Origin of the sequence: Ensifer sp. NPDC090286, assembly GCF_044769565.1 — a bacterium.
Classification (GTDB): Bacteria; Pseudomonadota; Alphaproteobacteria; order Rhizobiales; family Rhizobiaceae; genus Ensifer.
Window position 1 is genome coordinate 251,580 of the sequence record NZ_JBIVYF010000001.1, and the last position, 15,493, is coordinate 267,072.

General features: G+C 62.6%; 14 protein-coding genes. 4 read left to right on the top strand and 10 right to left on the bottom strand.

What is annotated here, in order from left to right; all coding sequences use genetic code 11:
• The gene (locus ACIQUG_RS01215; protein ID WP_402316595.1) at positions 1-1,311 is read left to right on the top strand and encodes a lipoprotein-releasing ABC transporter permease subunit; all 1,311 of its coding nucleotides are present in this window, start codon (positions 1-3) and stop codon (positions 1,309-1,311) included.
• A gap of 168 nt (positions 1,312-1,479) precedes the next feature.
• On the opposite strand, the gene ACIQUG_RS01220 is transcribed toward ACIQUG_RS01215, so the two are convergent.
• The gene (locus ACIQUG_RS01220; RefSeq protein WP_402316598.1) at positions 1,480-1,947 is read right to left on the bottom strand and encodes a DUF5680 domain-containing protein; all 468 of its coding nucleotides are present in this window, start codon (positions 1,945-1,947) and stop codon (positions 1,480-1,482) included.
• A gap of 80 nt (positions 1,948-2,027) precedes the next feature.
• A complete protein-coding gene (locus ACIQUG_RS01225; RefSeq protein ID WP_402316601.1) occupies positions 2,028-2,603 on the bottom strand; it encodes a hypothetical protein in 576 nt (191 codons plus the stop codon).
• A gap of 418 nt (positions 2,604-3,021) precedes the next feature.
• On the opposite strand from ACIQUG_RS01225, the gene dnaE reads away from it, so the two are divergent.
• The gene (gene dnaE / locus ACIQUG_RS01230; protein WP_402316604.1) at positions 3,022-6,519 is read left to right on the top strand and encodes a DNA polymerase III subunit alpha; all 3,498 of its coding nucleotides are present in this window, start codon (positions 3,022-3,024) and stop codon (positions 6,517-6,519) included.
• Between the two features lie 111 nt (positions 6,520-6,630).
• Here dnaE and ACIQUG_RS01235 read toward each other — a convergent pair whose 3' ends face one another.
• From ACIQUG_RS01235 to ACIQUG_RS01250, 4 genes are all read right to left on the bottom strand, one after another.
• Entirely contained in the window at positions 6,631-7,860 is a 1,230-nt protein-coding gene (locus tag ACIQUG_RS01235; RefSeq protein ID WP_402316606.1) for a L,D-transpeptidase family protein, read from the bottom strand.
• A 135-nt stretch (positions 7,861-7,995) separates the two neighbouring features.
• On the bottom strand, positions 7,996-9,288 hold the full coding sequence (locus ACIQUG_RS01240; protein WP_402316609.1) for a DNA polymerase IV: 1,293 nt from the start codon (positions 9,286-9,288) through the stop codon (positions 7,996-7,998).
• Positions 9,289-9,455: 167 nt separating this feature from the next.
• Positions 9,456-10,097 carry a hypothetical protein gene (locus ACIQUG_RS01245; RefSeq protein WP_402316612.1) on the bottom strand — a complete coding sequence of 214 codons (642 nt, stop codon included), beginning with the start codon at positions 10,095-10,097 and terminating at the stop codon, positions 9,456-9,458.
• A gap of 2 nt (positions 10,098-10,099) precedes the next feature.
• Positions 10,100-10,369, bottom strand: a complete 270-nt coding sequence (locus tag ACIQUG_RS01250; RefSeq protein WP_043614086.1) for a DUF3572 domain-containing protein — start codon at positions 10,367-10,369, stop codon at positions 10,100-10,102.
• A gap of 156 nt (positions 10,370-10,525) precedes the next feature.
• On the opposite strand from ACIQUG_RS01250, the gene ACIQUG_RS01255 reads away from it, so the two are divergent.
• Positions 10,526-10,897, top strand: a complete 372-nt coding sequence (locus ACIQUG_RS01255; RefSeq protein ID WP_003537642.1) for a response regulator — start codon at positions 10,526-10,528, stop codon at positions 10,895-10,897.
• A 17-nt stretch (positions 10,898-10,914) separates the two neighbouring features.
• Positions 10,915-12,282, top strand: coding sequence for a PleD family two-component system response regulator (locus ACIQUG_RS01260; RefSeq protein ID WP_402316623.1), 1,368 nt, complete (start codon positions 10,915-10,917; stop codon positions 12,280-12,282).
• Positions 12,283-12,859: 577 nt separating this feature from the next.
• Here ACIQUG_RS01260 and rpmG read toward each other — a convergent pair.
• The 4 genes from rpmG to ACIQUG_RS01280 form a co-directional block, all read right to left on the bottom strand.
• A complete protein-coding gene (gene rpmG / locus ACIQUG_RS01265; protein ID WP_034795357.1) occupies positions 12,860-13,027 on the bottom strand; it encodes a 50S ribosomal protein L33 in 168 nt (55 codons plus the stop codon).
• Between the two features lie 93 nt (positions 13,028-13,120).
• Positions 13,121-14,305, bottom strand: a complete 1,185-nt coding sequence (locus ACIQUG_RS01270; protein ID WP_043614093.1) for an MFS transporter — start codon at positions 14,303-14,305, stop codon at positions 13,121-13,123.
• A gap of 13 nt (positions 14,306-14,318) precedes the next feature.
• Positions 14,319-15,023, bottom strand: coding sequence for an NUDIX domain-containing protein (locus tag ACIQUG_RS01275; protein ID WP_402316628.1), 705 nt, complete (start codon positions 15,021-15,023; stop codon positions 14,319-14,321).
• Entirely contained in the window at positions 15,020-15,475 is a 456-nt protein-coding gene (locus tag ACIQUG_RS01280) for a DUF983 domain-containing protein (RefSeq protein ID WP_034795645.1), read from the bottom strand. The genes ACIQUG_RS01275 and ACIQUG_RS01280 overlap by 4 nt, the downstream gene beginning before the upstream one ends.
• Positions 15,476-15,493 lie beyond the last annotated feature (18 nt).

Sequence of the window (15,493 nt, forward strand, 5' to 3'; positions counted from 1 at the left end):
ATGACCGCTGTGGTGCAAGATCAGGTGCAGGCAGCAACGCAGCCTGAAAAGTCCTCCAGCCGACCCTTTTCCGCCTTCGAGCGCATGGTGGCGTGGCGCTATCTGCGCTCCAGGCGCAAGGAAGCCTTCATCTCCGTCATCGCCGGCTTTTCCTTCATCGGCATCATGCTCGGCGTTGCGACGCTGATCATCGTCATGGCCGTGATGAACGGCTTCCGCACGGAGCTCATCTCCCGCATCCTCGGCATCAACGGCCACATGATCGTCCAGCCGATCGACGGTCCGCTCGACAACTACGCTGACCTCGCGACGAAGTTTTCCGGCGTCAAGGGCGTCACCATGGCGATCCCGATGGTCGAGGGCCAGGTTCTGGCGCAGGGGGGTGGCGACAGCTCGACCGGCGCCCTCGTACGCGGCATCCGCGCCGACGACCTGAGCAAGATGAAGTCGGTTTCCGGCCATATCCAGTCCGGCGATCTCGTCGGCTTTGCCGCCGGCACAGGTGTCGCGATCGGTTCGCGCATGGCCGAGCAGCTCGGCATTCAGGTCGGCGGAACGATCACGCTGACCTCGCCCAATGGCGACGTGACGCCGCTCGGCATGAACCCGCGCGTCAAGGCTTATACCGTCTCGGCGATCTACGAGATCGGCATGTCGGAGTATGACGCGACGATCATCTTCATGCCGCTCGAGGAAGCGCAGCTGTTCTTCAACGCCGAGGGACTGGTCCAGTCGATCGAGATCTTCGTCGAGCGTCCTGAAGCCATCGACGAGCTGCGCCAGCCGATCGAGGATGCGGCCGGCCGGCAGATCTTCATCACCGACTGGCGCGACCGCAACAGGACCTTCCTCTCGACGCTTGAGGTCCAGAGCAACGTGATGTTCATGATCCTGTCGTTGATCGTTCTGGTCGCGGCGCTCAACATCATCTCCGGCCTGATCATGTTAGTGAAGGACAAGGGTAGCGACATCGCGATCCTGAGAACAATGGGCGCGACGTCGGGCTCGGTGATGCGCATCTTCTTCATGACGGGTGCTGCAATCGGTGTCACCGGAACGGTCGCGGGCGTGGCGCTCGGCGTCATCGTCTGCCTCAACATCGAATCCATCCGGCAGTTCTTTTCCTGGATTTCCGGGACGACGATATTCAGCCCGGAACTCTATTTCTTGAACCAGCTTCCGGCCGACATGAACGCCCATGAGACCGCGCTTGTCATCGTCATGGCGCTGACCCTTTCCTTCCTCGCCACGATCTTTCCGGCCTGGCGCGCCTCGCGCCTCGATCCGGTGCAGGCCCTGCGTTACGATTGACCCGACCCCACGACCGACAACGGTATTTCTTGAATAAACGCGCGCGTGCGACGAGCGACCGCCGCCGTCACAAGCGCTTCCACCGCACAGGGCGCCGAAAGCGCGCCGCGATCTTTCCGCGTCGCAGACCGTTGCTCGCTCCTGCGCCGCATGCTGTAGGGTCTTGCCCTATGGCCTGATCAGGCCGCCGCGATAGTCGAGCTCATAGGCTTCCTCGCCATCGACGAAGATGACCTCGTGCCCGGAAAAATGTGCGATGTCGCCGCGGCTGTTGTCGATATAGTAGCCATGGGCGTGCCGGAACTCCGTGCCGCCGAGGAAATGCCGCTTGTCGCGGTACATCGCCTGAAGTGCCGCCTTGATGATGACACCTGCCTTTTCGCCGTTGATGAGGTCAGGACGGATGATCCGGCCGAAGTAGTTCATCGCCCACTGCGGCTGATCATCCTGCCAGACGGTCTCCTGGCCTGCGAAATCGGTCCCGCCGAAATAGCTGTCGACGTAGCGCCAGCGACCCCGTTCGTAGCCGATATCGCGAGAACCCGGGCGTGACGACGAGCGCCGCCCGCCGCCGCCGACATAGGTGTTTGATTTCGCTTCGACGATGAATTCTTTGAGTGGTTCGAGCGCGGCCATGATTGTTCCTCATACGTTCGCGCAAAAGGATGCAGCGGTCCGTCGAGGTTGTAAAGAACAAATAGGGAACATTCACCCAATTATTGTAGGCCGCAAGCCTTCTGCCCGCGATCGTCGGTCCAGTCCTTGAGGAGGACGAGCTCGCCCTTGGCTTCGACTGGCTTGTCGTTGGATTTGCCCTTGCCAGTCAGCACATTGAGGTCGCATTGCGCGGTGTTGTCGGGATCGAGCGTATCGTAGGACGAGTAGGTGTAGCCCGCCACGACGAAGTCGAAGTTGCGATAGGCGACCGTCAGCTTCTGTTCCCAGCGGTCACGCCCGATGGCATCGTTGTGACTGGTGATGAGCAGCGAGCCGCTCGGCAGCGCTTCGATCGAGGGCGCTTGGCCGACGAGTTCGAACTGACCCCAGACCTTGTTCGCAATGGCCGATTTCAATGCCAGCGCGCCGTTGTCGCCGGTGAGGTAGAGAAGGACGCCGTTGTCCTCGTCGTTGCCTTCGGCCGGTCGCACGATCAGCGCGAGATCGGAAGAACCGTCCTTGTCCCAGTCGCCGGTCGCCGCAGAGACGATACGGGTGGGGTCGATTGCGTCGGCCGCCGAGGCAACGGCAGGAAGTAGCAGTAGCAGCGAGGGGAGAATCAGGCGTGCAAGCATGTCGGAGCGCTCCGCGTGGTTGTTCCCCTTGATATGCGGGCGCGGCACTTTCCTCAAGCGGCTTGCCCGCCGGTTAACCTGCATTCACGCGCCGTATTAACCATCGTGAACAGAACGCCTGTGCATTGCTTGACGCGTGAACAAAAATGGAACAAAGTAAAAACATAACGGAAAAGGAGCCATGTTATGACTGATTTTGTTCGTGACCTCGCCGCCTTCGCGTCGATGAGCCTGTTCATCGCAAGCATCTCTTTCATCGCGCTCGGCCTCTGAAGGCGGGCGTCGATATTTTCTCTCAAGCACCTCCGCAAAGCGCCTCATCCCCGTTGAATAAGGGGGACGACATGCCAGGGGAATCTGGACATGGCGGGTGATAAACGGGATATCCTTCCAAGTGGACAGGAATCAGGGTGCGACAATGGCAGACGACAGCAAGGCAGCATCGAGTGAGGCGCTCGGCACGGATCCGCAATTCGTGCATCTGCGCGTCCACTCTGCCTTCTCCTTGCTCGAAGGCGCCCTGCCGCTGAAGAAGGTCATCGGCAAGGCGGTTGCCGATAACCAGCCGGCGATCGGGATCGCCGACACCAACAATCTTTTCGCAGCGCTCGAATTTTCGCAGAAGGCAGCCGGTGACGGGCTGCAGCCGATCACCGGCTGCCAGCTGTCGATCGACATGGAAGACGAGACCGAGGGGGATCGACGCGGCCATGGGCACCAGCTTGCCAAGCTGCCGTCGATCGTGCTGATCGCGGCGACCGATGACGGCTATACCCGCCTCGTCGATCTCGTCAGCCGCGCCTATCTCAGCGGCGAGGGCAGCCAGGCGACGCGCATCACCCGCTCCTGGCTTGCCGAGTGCGGCACCGAAGGCCTGATTGCGCTGACCGGCGCATCCGGCGGACCGGTGGATGTCGCCATGAAGACGAGCTCGACGGCGCTCGCCGAAGCGCGCCTCGAAGCCCTGCATGATCTCTTCGGCGATCGGCTCTATATCGAGGTGCAGCGCCACGGTGGCTACGACCGGCGGCACGAAAGCCGGATGATCGAACTGGCCTACAAGTTCGACATTCCGCTTGTCGCCACCAACGAAGCCTTCTTCCCGTCGCCCTCCGACTACGAGGCGCATGACGCCCTCATGGCGGTCGCGCACAATGCCATGGTTTCGGACGACAGCCGCTTCCGATTGACGCCGGACCATTATCTCAAGAGCCGCAAGGAAATGGCGGCGCTGTTTGCCGATCTGCCCGAGGCGCTGGAAAACACGCTCGAGATCGCCCGGCGCTGCTCCTTCATGCTGAAGACCCGTGGGCCGATCCTGCCGCGCTTTACCGGCGCGACGGCGGATCCGGAGGAGGCCGAGCGGGCCGAGTCGGACGAGTTGCGTCGCCAGGCGGAGGAGGGCCTCGAAGATCGTCTCGCGAGGCTCGGCATGGCGCCCGGCTACACCGAAGAGGAATACCGCGAGCGCCTGGCCTTCGAACTCAGCGTCATCGAGCGCATGAAGTTTCCCGGTTACTTCCTGATCGTTGCCGACTTCATCAAATGGGCCAAGCAGCACGACATCCCTGTCGGGCCGGGCCGCGGTTCGGGTGCCGGCTCGCTCGTCGCCTATGCGCTGACGATCACCGACGTCGATCCGATGCGCTTCTCGCTGCTGTTCGAACGCTTCCTCAATCCCGAGCGCGTCTCGATGCCCGACTTCGACATCGACTTCTGCCAGGACCGGCGCGAAGAGGTGATCCGCTACGTGCAGCGCAAGTATGGCCGCGAGCAGGTGGCGCAGATCATCACCTTCGGTTCGCTGCAGGCACGCGCCGCCTTGCGCGACGTCGGCCGCGTGCTGGAAATGCCCTATGGCCAGGTCGACAAGATCTGCAAGCTGGTGCCCAACAACCCGGCCAACCCGACGCCGCTTTCCAAGGCGATCGAGGAAGAGCCGCGTCTGCAGGAAGAGGCCGAGAAGGAGCCGGTGGTCGCCCGCCTGCTCGATATCGCCCAGAAGATCGAGGGCCTCTACCGCCACGCCTCGACCCACGCCGCCGGCATCGTGATCGGCGACCGGCCGCTGTCGCAACTGGTTCCGATGTATCGCGATCCGCGTTCCGACATGCCGGTCACCCAGTTCAACATGAAGTGGGTCGAGCAGGCGGGTCTCGTCAAGTTCGACTTCCTCGGCCTGAAGACGCTGACCGTCCTGAAGGTCGCCGTCGATTTCGTGAAGCAGCGCGGCATCGAGGTCGATCTGGCGAGCATCCCGCTCGACGATCCGAAGACCTACGAGATGCTGTCGCGCGGCGAAACGGTCGGCGTGTTCCAGGTGGAAAGTGCCGGCATGCGCAAGGCGCTGATCGGCATGCGGCCCGACTGCATCGAAGACATCATCGCGCTGGTGGCGCTCTATCGCCCGGGCCCGATGGAGAACATCCCGGTCTATAACGCCCGCAAGCATGGTGAGGAGGAGGTCGAGTCGATCCATCCGAAGATCGACCACCTGCTCAAGGAAACCCAGGGCGTTATCGTTTACCAGGAGCAGGTGATGCAGATCGCCCAGGTGCTCTCTGGCTACTCGCTCGGCGAGGCCGACCTTCTGCGCCGCGCCATGGGTAAGAAGATCAAGGAGGAAATGGACAAGCAGCGCGCCCGTTTCGTCGACGGCGCCGTCAAGAACGAGGTGTCGAAGCCGCAGGCCGACCTCATTTTCGACCTGCTCGCCAAGTTCGCCAACTACGGCTTCAACAAGTCGCACGCGGCAGCCTACGCGATCGTGTCCTATCAGACCGCCTATATGAAGGCGCACTATCCGGTGGAGTTCCTGGCGGCGTCGATGACGCTGGACATGTCCAACACCGAAAAGGTCAACGACTTCCGCCAGGATGCCAAGCGTCTGGGCATCGAGGTGATCGCCCCGTCGGTGCAGACCTCGTTCCGGCATTTTCAGACGGGCGAGAGCCGCATCTACTACTCGCTTGCAGCGATCAAGGGCGTCGGCGAATCGGCCGTCGAGCACATCGTCGAGGTTCGCGGCGACAAGGCCTTTGCAAGCCTCGAAGACTTCTGCCTGCGGATCGACCCCAAGCTTCTCAACCGCCGCGTCTTTGAAAGCCTGATTGCCGCCGGCGCCTTCGATTGCTTCGGCTATGACCGGGCGGAGCTGGTCGGCGGGCTCGATCGCATTCTCGGATTTGCCCAGCGTGCCCAGGAAAACAAGACCAGCGGGCAGAGCGACATGTTCGGCGCAGGTGCTGCCACCGGGCCGGAGCGCATTGCGCTTCCGACCTACACGCCGTGGCTCGCCTCGGAAAAGCTGCACCGTGAGTTCCAGGTGCTTGGCTTCTATCTCTCAGCCCATCCGCTCGACACCTACAATGCGCTGCTCGCCAAGATGCGCGTACAAAACTTCGGTGATTTCGCAGGCTCGGTGAAGAAGGGGGCGACGGCCGGAAGGCTCGCCGGAACCGTGACCTCGAAGCAGGAGCGCAAGACACGCACCGGCAACAAGATGGGCATCATTGCCTTCTCGGATTCCTCCGGCCAGTTCGAAGCGGTTCTGTTCTCCGAGATGCTGCACCAGTATCGAGACCTGCTCGAGCCCGGCAAATCGTTGGTCATGACGGTGGCTGCCGAAGAGCGGCCGGAAGGCATCGGCCTGCGCATCCAGACGCTGCGCTCGCTCGAAGAAGAATCGCTGCAACTGCAGAAGGCGCTGCGCGTCTATGTGCGCGATTCCGGCCCGTTGAAATCGATCGCTTCGCACCTCAACACCAGGGGCGATGGTCTCGTCTCCTTCGTCGTCATCAAGGACAATGGCCAGCGCGAGATCGAAGTGGAGCTGAGCGAGAAGTTCCGGATTTCACCGGAGATCGCTGCAGCACTGCGCTCGGCGCCGGGCGTCATCGACGTCGAACTGGTGTAATCCGATAGGGCGCACCCGCTCGATCTCAGCGGAGCGGCGTCTGACCAGGTTTGGAACCTCGCGACCGGCGGCCGGACGCTGCTCGGGTGTCGTCTGCCGGTCTGGGGCGGATCAGTCGCCGGGACGTGTCCGGGTGATCGTGATGAAATCGGTGCCCTGACCGGTCTCCAGTCCGCTTTCCATATCGGCGATCGACAGCGATGAGCCTTCGGCGAGCAACGCTTCCACGCGCTTGCGCACATCGTCGGAGATCGTCATGCGCGCGAGCGTGCGCTGGATGCCATTATAGGCGAAGGGATCGGCCTCCATGGAGATGCCGAGGCGCTTCTTCGTCGAGGCGGGCAGGTGGTTCTCAAGCGAGACGCCGAACCATTTGCCTTCGGCACCTTGCTCCTCATTGTGGCGGAACTGGAGGAAATGGGTTCCGAGTGCCTCTTCCGGCTTGTCGATCGTAAGCCCTGCCTCAAAGAGCGGCTTGAAGCCTTGCCGCACGAGGATCTTGCCGTTCTGCGGCGGCGTACGGCCGGCCTTGCGCAGAAGCCTGTCGGTCAGTTCCGGCGTCAGCTTGCCGTCGCCGTCGAGGCCCTCGCTTGCCTGGAAGGCGCGCAGGGCCGCAATCGTCGCCGGCCCGGCATGGCCGTCGATCGCACCGGGTGCGTAGCCGAGGAAATCGAGGGACGACTGAACCTCGCGCATGGTGTCGCGTGCGTCGCTGCGGGTGATCAGGATCCGGATCGGCTCCTCGGTGGATCGCGCCGAATGGGCGCCGCCGGGCGGCTCCCGCATTGCCACTTCCACCGGCGTGTCGCCGGCCTGGCTGATCGCCGGTCTCAGTGGCACGTCGGAAAGCGGTGGCTGGAGGTCGATCGGAGCCGGGCGGAAGAGCAGGGCGCTCTTGACCTCCAGGGGCGTTATCTGCCGGTCGGAGATCAGCACGTGCACGCCGCGCTCGGTCATCTTGTAGAGCGAGGCGGCAAATTGGCTCGGCAACCGCACGCAGCCATGAGAGGCTGGATAGTCCGGCACATGGTTGGAGCCGTGCAGCGCAATGCCCGACCAAGTGAGCCGCTGCATGAAGGGCATCGGCGCGTTCGAATAGATGTTCGACTTGTGATGGCGCCGCTTTTCGAGGATCGAAAAGATTCCCGATGGCGTTGTGTGACCCGCCTTGCCGGTCGAGACCGGCGACGTCGCAATGACAGCGTCGCCGTCATAGACGACGAGCGATTGCTGGTCCTTCGAGACGATGATCTGCAGCGGCCCGCGACTGCCTGCAAAACCGGTGGCCGGCGACAAGAGCAGTGCGACGACGCTGGCGGTGAGAGCGAAACGCGATACCATACACTCAACCCAACACGTGACTTGGCGAACAAGCCTAGTCGCCAATCTTTAAGGAATTCATCCTGACGTGTGTGGGGTCGATCAAGGTTGCGTGATCGCTCTGCGAGGCGTGGCTGCTCGAGCGCGCCTGCGGCTCTACGGATCGCGTTTTCTGGTGCCGAACGTGTAGCCGGTTTCAACGCTCGCCTTGCCGAACTTGTCGCGCAGCCTGTTCATCGCGTCCTCGGCCGCAGCGCGTCTGGTGGCCGCGGGATCGACAAGATCCGGCGGATCGGCGAGATCGGGGGCGGAGAGATCGCTGACGCCGATGCCGATCAGCCGATACTTCGTTCCGTCCGCCTCTTTCTCGAGAAGCTGCAGGCCGATGCGGAAGATGCGGTCGGCCAGGCGGGTAGGGCTGTCCAGGCGCCTGTTGCGGGTGCGGATCTTGAAGTCGGCGGTTTTGAGCTTGAGAACGACCGTCTGGCCGGCGAGTTCGGACTTTCGCAGCCGGTGGGCCACCTGTTCGCTAAGGCGCCGCAGATGCGTGACAAGGTCGTCGTAGCGCGCGATATCGTCGTTGAACGTCGTCTCTGCGGATACGCTCTTGGCTTCGCCGTCGATTTCGACCGCTCTTTCGTCGAGCCCGCGCGACAGGCGGAAGAGCCGTTGCCCCATGGTGCCGTAGCGGCGCATGAGGTCGCCTTCCTCCATGGTCTGCAATTGCCCGATCGTGCGCACGCCGTCACGCTCCAGCGTCGCGGCAAAGGCCTTGCCGACGCCCCAGATCAGGGTCACCGGTTTTTCCCGCAGGAAGTCCAGCGCTTCGGCCTGGCCGATGACGGAAAAGCCGCGCGGCTTTTGCAGGTCGGAGGCCACCTTGGCGAGGAACTTGCAATAGGAGAGGCCGACCGAGACGGTGATGCCGATCTCCAACTCGATCCGGCGGGCAAGACGCGCAAGCGTGCGCGCCGGCGGATCGTGATGCAGCCGCTCCGTGCCGCTGAGTTCGAGGAAGGCCTCGTCGATCGACAGTGGCTGCACCAGCGGTGTCAGCTCCTGCATCAGCGTGCGCACCTCGCGGCCGACACGGGCGTATTTCTCCATATTGGGCTTGATGACGATGGCCTGCGGACAGGCTTCCAGCGCCTTGAACATCGGCATCGCCGAGCGCACGCCGTGAATGCGGGCGACGTAGCAGGCGGTAGAGACCACGCCGCGCTTGCCGCCACCGATGATCACAGGCTTGTCGGCGAGCTCCGGGTTGTCGCGCTTCTCGATCGAGGCATAGAAGGCGTCACAATCGATGTGCGCCAGCGTCAGGTCATAGAGCTCGGCATGCCGCAGAATGCGCGGGCTGCCGCAGGCTAGGCAGCGCCGCACCGACGCCGCCTGTTCCTTGAGGCAGTCGCGGCAGAAGCCTGGAGAGTGAGCAGCGCTGTCGGGCATATCGGGAACAAATATTGAACATTGCGACCTTAAGCTCTACTCTAGCGAGTCTCAAGGAGGCGCGATTGGAAATCACAATGCAATTGTCGCCGTTGAAAAGGATCGTCGGGCGCGTCTCGCGCAGCGCCGGCGTAGCTGAATTTGCGCCGACGGGCTGCCGGTCCGGGCTAGCGGCGGAAATGCGCGCGAATGGCGGCGGCTGCCTCCGGCCAATCGGCGACAGCACGAATGTCTGCGTCGAGCTTCGGCGCGAGCGCCTTGAATTCCGAGTCGGCCATCAGGTTGATCGGCAGGCAGGACGGCGCGTGATCCTTCACCGATCGCAAATTGCGAAGCATGTCGTCGATGAAGACCAGCGGGACGGTTCGACCGCCGTGAAGTTTTTGGACGATCGGGCCCTTGGGCTCTTCGGACGCAAGCAGCGGATAGGGAAGGCCGAGCTGATCGAGAAGCGCGCGGCGGACCGCGGCGTGTTGCGGCGGCATCGCGGTCAGAAAGACGATATCGGCTTCCTCCGACAATGCGGCGAGCGTCTCGACGGCGCTGGCGGCGGGCGTCTGCCAACGATCCTGCGAGCCGTAGAAGGCGTCGAGCAGGATTTTGACCTCCGGCTCCGCCACCGGCTGCTCGTCGGCATGCGTGATGATGTTGCCGGTCAGGCGGAACGACCGGGGCAGCAGCACATGGCCGCAGCTCCCGAGGAACGCTTTGAACGGATTGATGAATTCAAGCACGACATCGTCGATGTCACTGACGATCAGCGGGCGGTTGCCAAGCGTGATGCTGCGAACTGTCGGTGCGTTTGCCACCCTCAATCCTCGAAGCCTGCGTGGCCGGAAAGGACCGTATGGGCGCGCACAACGTCTTCGGGCGCCGTACCGGTCGCTGTACAGAATGCCATCAGGGTCGGCTCATGGTCCATCAGAAAGGCGACGAGCCCGCCCATGAAACCGGGTTCGGCGATAGCGTTGCGCAGCGCCGTCGGGTCCGTGCCGGTCAGCGCCAGGAAACGGGACAGGAGTTCCGGCTCGCCGGCAAGCCAGGCGAGAATGTCTACTGCAATTTCGTCGGCGCTCTTCAATGGTTTGTCCCCGTATGGTTTTTACGTGCGGAGTTACCTATTTTTCAACCAAATAGGCCTATCTCTGACGTTGAGGAAATGGGTCGAGTCGTCGGCTCCGCACGTTAATTGTCCTGAGGAGACTTGCAAGGTGACGATGGACAGCAAGGGATCGACATGCCCAAACAGGTGATGATTGTTGAGGACAACGAGCTGAACATGAAGCTCTTCCGCGACCTGATCGAGGCCTCCGGCTATGCGACGATCCAGACTCGCAACGGCATGGAAGCGCTCGAGCTTGCGCGCAAGCATCGGCCCGATCTTATCCTGATGGACATCCAGCTGCCGGAGGTTTCCGGGCTGGAAGTGACGAAGTGGCTGAAGGAAGACGACGAACTGCACGTCATCCCGGTCATCGCGGTTACCGCCTTTGCCATGAAGGGCGACGAGGAACGGATCCGCCAAGGCGGCTGCGAAGCCTATGTCTCCAAGCCGATCTCGGTACCAAAGTTCATTGAGACGATCAAAACCTACCTGGGCGATGCCTGAGCGGCGGGAAAATTGATATGACTGCGCGTATTCTTGTTGTCGATGATGTTCCGGCCAATGTGAAGCTGCTCGAGGCCCGGCTGGTTGCCGAGTACTTCGACGTGCTGACGGCCAGTGACGGTTATGCCGCCCTGGCGCTCTGCGAAAAGACGCCCATCGATCTGGTGCTGCTCGATATCATGATGCCCGGCCTCGATGGTTTCGAAGTCTGCGAGCGGCTGAAGGCCAACCCGAAGACGGCGCATATCCCGGTGGTCATGGTCACCGCGCTCGACCAGCCTTCGGACCGGGTGCGTGGCCTGAAGGCCGGGGCCGATGATTTTCTGACGAAGCCCGTCAACGATCTGCAACTGATGTCGCGGGTGAAGAGCCTGGTGCGGCTGAAGAACGTCAGCGACGAGCTGCGTCTGCGGGCGCAGACGGCGCAGACGATCGGGCTTGAGGATATCGGCCGGGCGGACCGGCCAGACGAGCCCGGCAACGTCCTGCTCGTCGATGGCCGCGGCTCATCGCAGGAGCGGCTGCAGCGTGCGCTGAAGCCGATTGCCGAGGTCTCGGTCATCTCCGATCCGCAGGCCGCACTGTTCGAGGCGGCGGAGAACAATTTCGACCTCGTCATCGTCAATGCGAATTTCGACGACTACGATCCGCTGCGGCTCTGCTCGCAGTTGCGCTCGCTGGAGCGTACCCGTTTCATCCCGATCCTGCTGATCGCCGAGCAGGGCAGCGACGAACTGGTCGTGCGTGCGCTCGATCTCGGCGTGACGGATTACCTGATGCGGCCGGTCGATCCCAACGAGCTGATCGCCCGCTCTATGACCCAGATCCGGCGCAAGCACTGCAATGACAGGCTGCGGTCTAGCGTGCAGCAGACCATCGAGCTTGCCGTCACCGACGGCCTCACCGGGCTGCACAACCGGCGCTATTTCGACACGCACCTGAAGCTGCTGATGGATCGTGCCGCCGCGCGCGGGCGGCCGCTGTCCATCTGCATGACTGACATCGACCGCTTCAAGCAGGTCAACGATACCTATGGTCATGATGTCGGCGACGAAGTGCTGCGGGAATTCGCCAATCGCATCCGCACGACGGTGCGGGGAGCCGATCTTGCCTGCCGGTTCGGCGGGGAAGAGTTCATCGTGGTGATGCCGGACACCTCCGCCGAAATGGCAGCCGGTGTCGCGGAACGTCTGCGAACGATCATCGAAAGCCTGCCATTTGCGATCCCGCAGGCGGATGGTCCCTTGAAGGTCACCGCATCCATGGGGATTGCGACGCTCCGGCCCGGCAACGACACGGCCGAAGCGCTGCTGAAGCGCGCCGACACGGCGCTCTATCAGGCCAAGCACGAAGGCCGTAACCGGGTGGTGGCAGCCGCCGCCTGAGCCGCGGCCAACGCGTCTCGGGCCCCGGCGCCCTTCAAGGAATTTCTTGGGCCGCCTCTTGCGGCCTGCATTCAAAGTTGTATTCTCGCGTCACCTCTTGCTACCGGGGAGTTTGGGTAGCAGCAGGGATCATGCAGTGTGCCTGTCCAGGTCTGATACAGAATTAACCATGCGCCGAGCGGCACCGCTCCGCGCATTAAGAATTCGTTGATTTTTTTTTATTTTCAGGTGATGCTCATGAAAGAGGGGGCATCGGCCTTCTGCGATATTCGTTACCCCATGATGCTCAGGTCCGCCGCATCTCCTGGGTCGTGGGGTCGGTCGGTTGGCTTTTGGCGTCCGCGGAATCCTCGTGCCGCAGTCAGAGGCCAGCCGACCCCCTTTCCGACACGCCGTCCCGCCTTCGGGGCGGCGTTTTGATTCTGGGACAAGAGCCGGGGAGGGCGAGCCGTTTGCTGGGGCCGGCGTGAACGCGTTGCGCTCGGCAAATTTACGAGATGCCCAAGGCGCTGGCCCAAAAAGGAAAAGGCGCCAGACCTTGCGGTCGGCGCCCTTCAATTCCCGAAAACCGGCGATCTTACTTGATCTTGGTTTCCTTGAATTCGACGTGCTTCTTGACGACCGGGTCGTACTTGGTCTTCGTCATCTTTTCCGTCATCGTACGGCTGTTCTTGGTCGTGACGTAGAAGAAACCCGTGTCGGCTGTCGAAAGCAGCTTGATCTTGATGGTGGTGGCTTTTGCCATGGTCGTCCTGCCTTTGTAACAATGAAAGCCGTGGACAACCGGTTGCGGGCCACGGGCAAGGTTGGCGCGAAACTACAAATCGCGGCCGAAAAGTCAAGACCGTTTTGGTTTCAAAACGATCCTGACCACCGAAAGCGCGACATAGAGACCGAAAAAGCCGGCGATCGCCCAGGCAAAACCGTTGTTGCCGGTGGCGTCCATCGCCGCGCCGATCGCCTGCGGTCCAGCGACGGTACCGACGGCATAGGAAAACACGAAGGCCGCGTTGGCGGCCGCGAGATCCGCGCCCTGAAGCCGCGAGCCCAGGTGGCTAAGGCCGACCGTGTAGAGGCCGGAGACGCAGCCGCCCCAGAACAACAGCACGATTGCCATCAGGAACCAGCTCTCGACCAAGAGCGGCAGGAACAGCGCGCCGATGAGGCCGATCAGTGTCATCGCCGAGAGCAGTGTGCGGCGGTCTTTGACCCTGTCGGAAAGCATGCCGACCGGGATCTGGAAGATGAAGTTGCCGACGCCCATGACCGTCAGCAGCAGCGCCGCCTGCGATTCGCTGAAACCGGACCGTGTTCCAAAGATGAGGAACAGCGAAAGGCCGCCTGATTCGACCGCGCCGAAGATGAAGACGGCGGCCGTTGCCGTGGGCACGAGGAAGACATAGCGCAGGAAATGCCGCTCCGGCTTCTCGTCGATGACAGGGCTTTCGTCGCGCGCAAGAAAGATCGGCACGGACGCCAACAGGATGACGCCGGCGCCGACGAGGAAGGGCAGGAGGCCTTCGCTGCCGAGGATCGAGAAGAGAAGCGGTCCGGTCAGGAACCCGAGCGACAGGAATGTGCCGTAGATCCCGAGCACGAAGCCGCGCTTGCGCGGCGGCGCCGTCGCGTTGATCCAGAACTCGGAGAGAATGAAGAGGACGGTGATCGCTCCGTGGAAGACGATCCGGAGCGGGAACCAGAGCCAGAAATTGGTGATGTAATAAAAGCCGAGCGCGCTGGTGGCCGCGATCAGTACGGCCCAGAGCATCGTCGGCGCTACGCCATGTCGGTGAGCGAACTTCGTCGTGAACGGGGCAGCCACCATCGATGCCAGGCCCGCCATGGCCGAGTTCAGGCCGATGAGGGTCGAGGAAATCCCGCGCTTCTCCATGATGATGGAAAGCAGCGGTAGGCCGAGGCCAATGGCGATGCCGACCGCGCTGATTGCGGCGACGGCCGCGATCAGCGACCGCCAGTGAATTTCCTCAACCGGTGCAGCCGTACCGGGCGATGGCTGTGACATCTGACGCGGATCCTTAGAGCAACGTGCGCACGAAGCGCCCATGGCGCGAGGTGTAGAGCGGAACCGGTCGTTCGCAGGGCAGCGAAGGATCGGCGTCCAGTCCGTTCCTGAGGTCCGCGAGGATGACCGCGGTGATGTCAGGTATCCGTAGCGACGGCGTAGCGTTCACATCGATCCACTGCAAATCCTGAAGCTCCCGACTGTCCAGGAACCGCGTGGGATCGATTTCGGCCTCGTCGGCGAACACGGCGAAGAAGCGCGTATCGAACCGCCTCGTGTTGCCTGGAGGGGTGATGGCCCGAGCCATATAGCGCAACTTTGCAAGATCGGGAAGAAAGGGAACGGTAGCTTCCGCGGACGGAAGCGGCGCGCCTATGGCGATGCCGGCTTCCTCGTAGAGTTCCCGCAAGGCGGCAAGCGCGAGGGCGCGTGCCCGAGCATCGGACAGCCCGCGCGCGCCGGCTACCTTCAGCGTTCGCAGGACGGAGGGATGGAGATCGGAACCGAAGCCAATTCGGTGATCGCCAGTATCGCGACGTCCGCCGGGGAACACGTAGAGATCCGGCATGAAGGCGTGGGCACTATGGCGCCGCCCCATCAGCACGTGCACGCGGCCGCCAACGCGATCGAGCAGCATGATCGAAGCGGCATCCCGGGGCCGCAGGGTCGCGGGACGCGGAGGCTTGGGCTCGCTGCCCGTCTCCCGCGCCGGCGTCATGCCCGTTCGTCCCTCGGCGGCAGTACGTCCTCGGGGGCATCCTCGTGTCCGCCGAAGCCATGCATCTTCAGCGCCCATTGCAGGCCGATGACGGCGCCCTTTACAGGCTGCAGCAGCGCCAGCGAACTGATGACGGTGATCGGCGCCCAGATGGCGAGATGCTGCCAGCTGTTGAGCGGCAAAATGAGGTCGGTCGCCATATAGCCGGCAAGCACGAGGTGGCCGACGATGGTCACGACGATATAGGGCGGGAAGTCGTCGGCGCGGTGGTGGTCCATGCGCTCGCCGCAGGCCGCGCACGTCTCAACCGACTTGAGGTAGCTGCGAAACAGCTTGCCGCTGCCACACGCCGGACAGCGGCCGAGAAAGCCGCGCTTCATCGAAAGACCAACGGAGCGCTCGTCGCTTTTGGACCCGCCCAGATGAAGTGTTTCGCCTGATGCTGCTTTCATGTGCATTCCTCTGTCCTA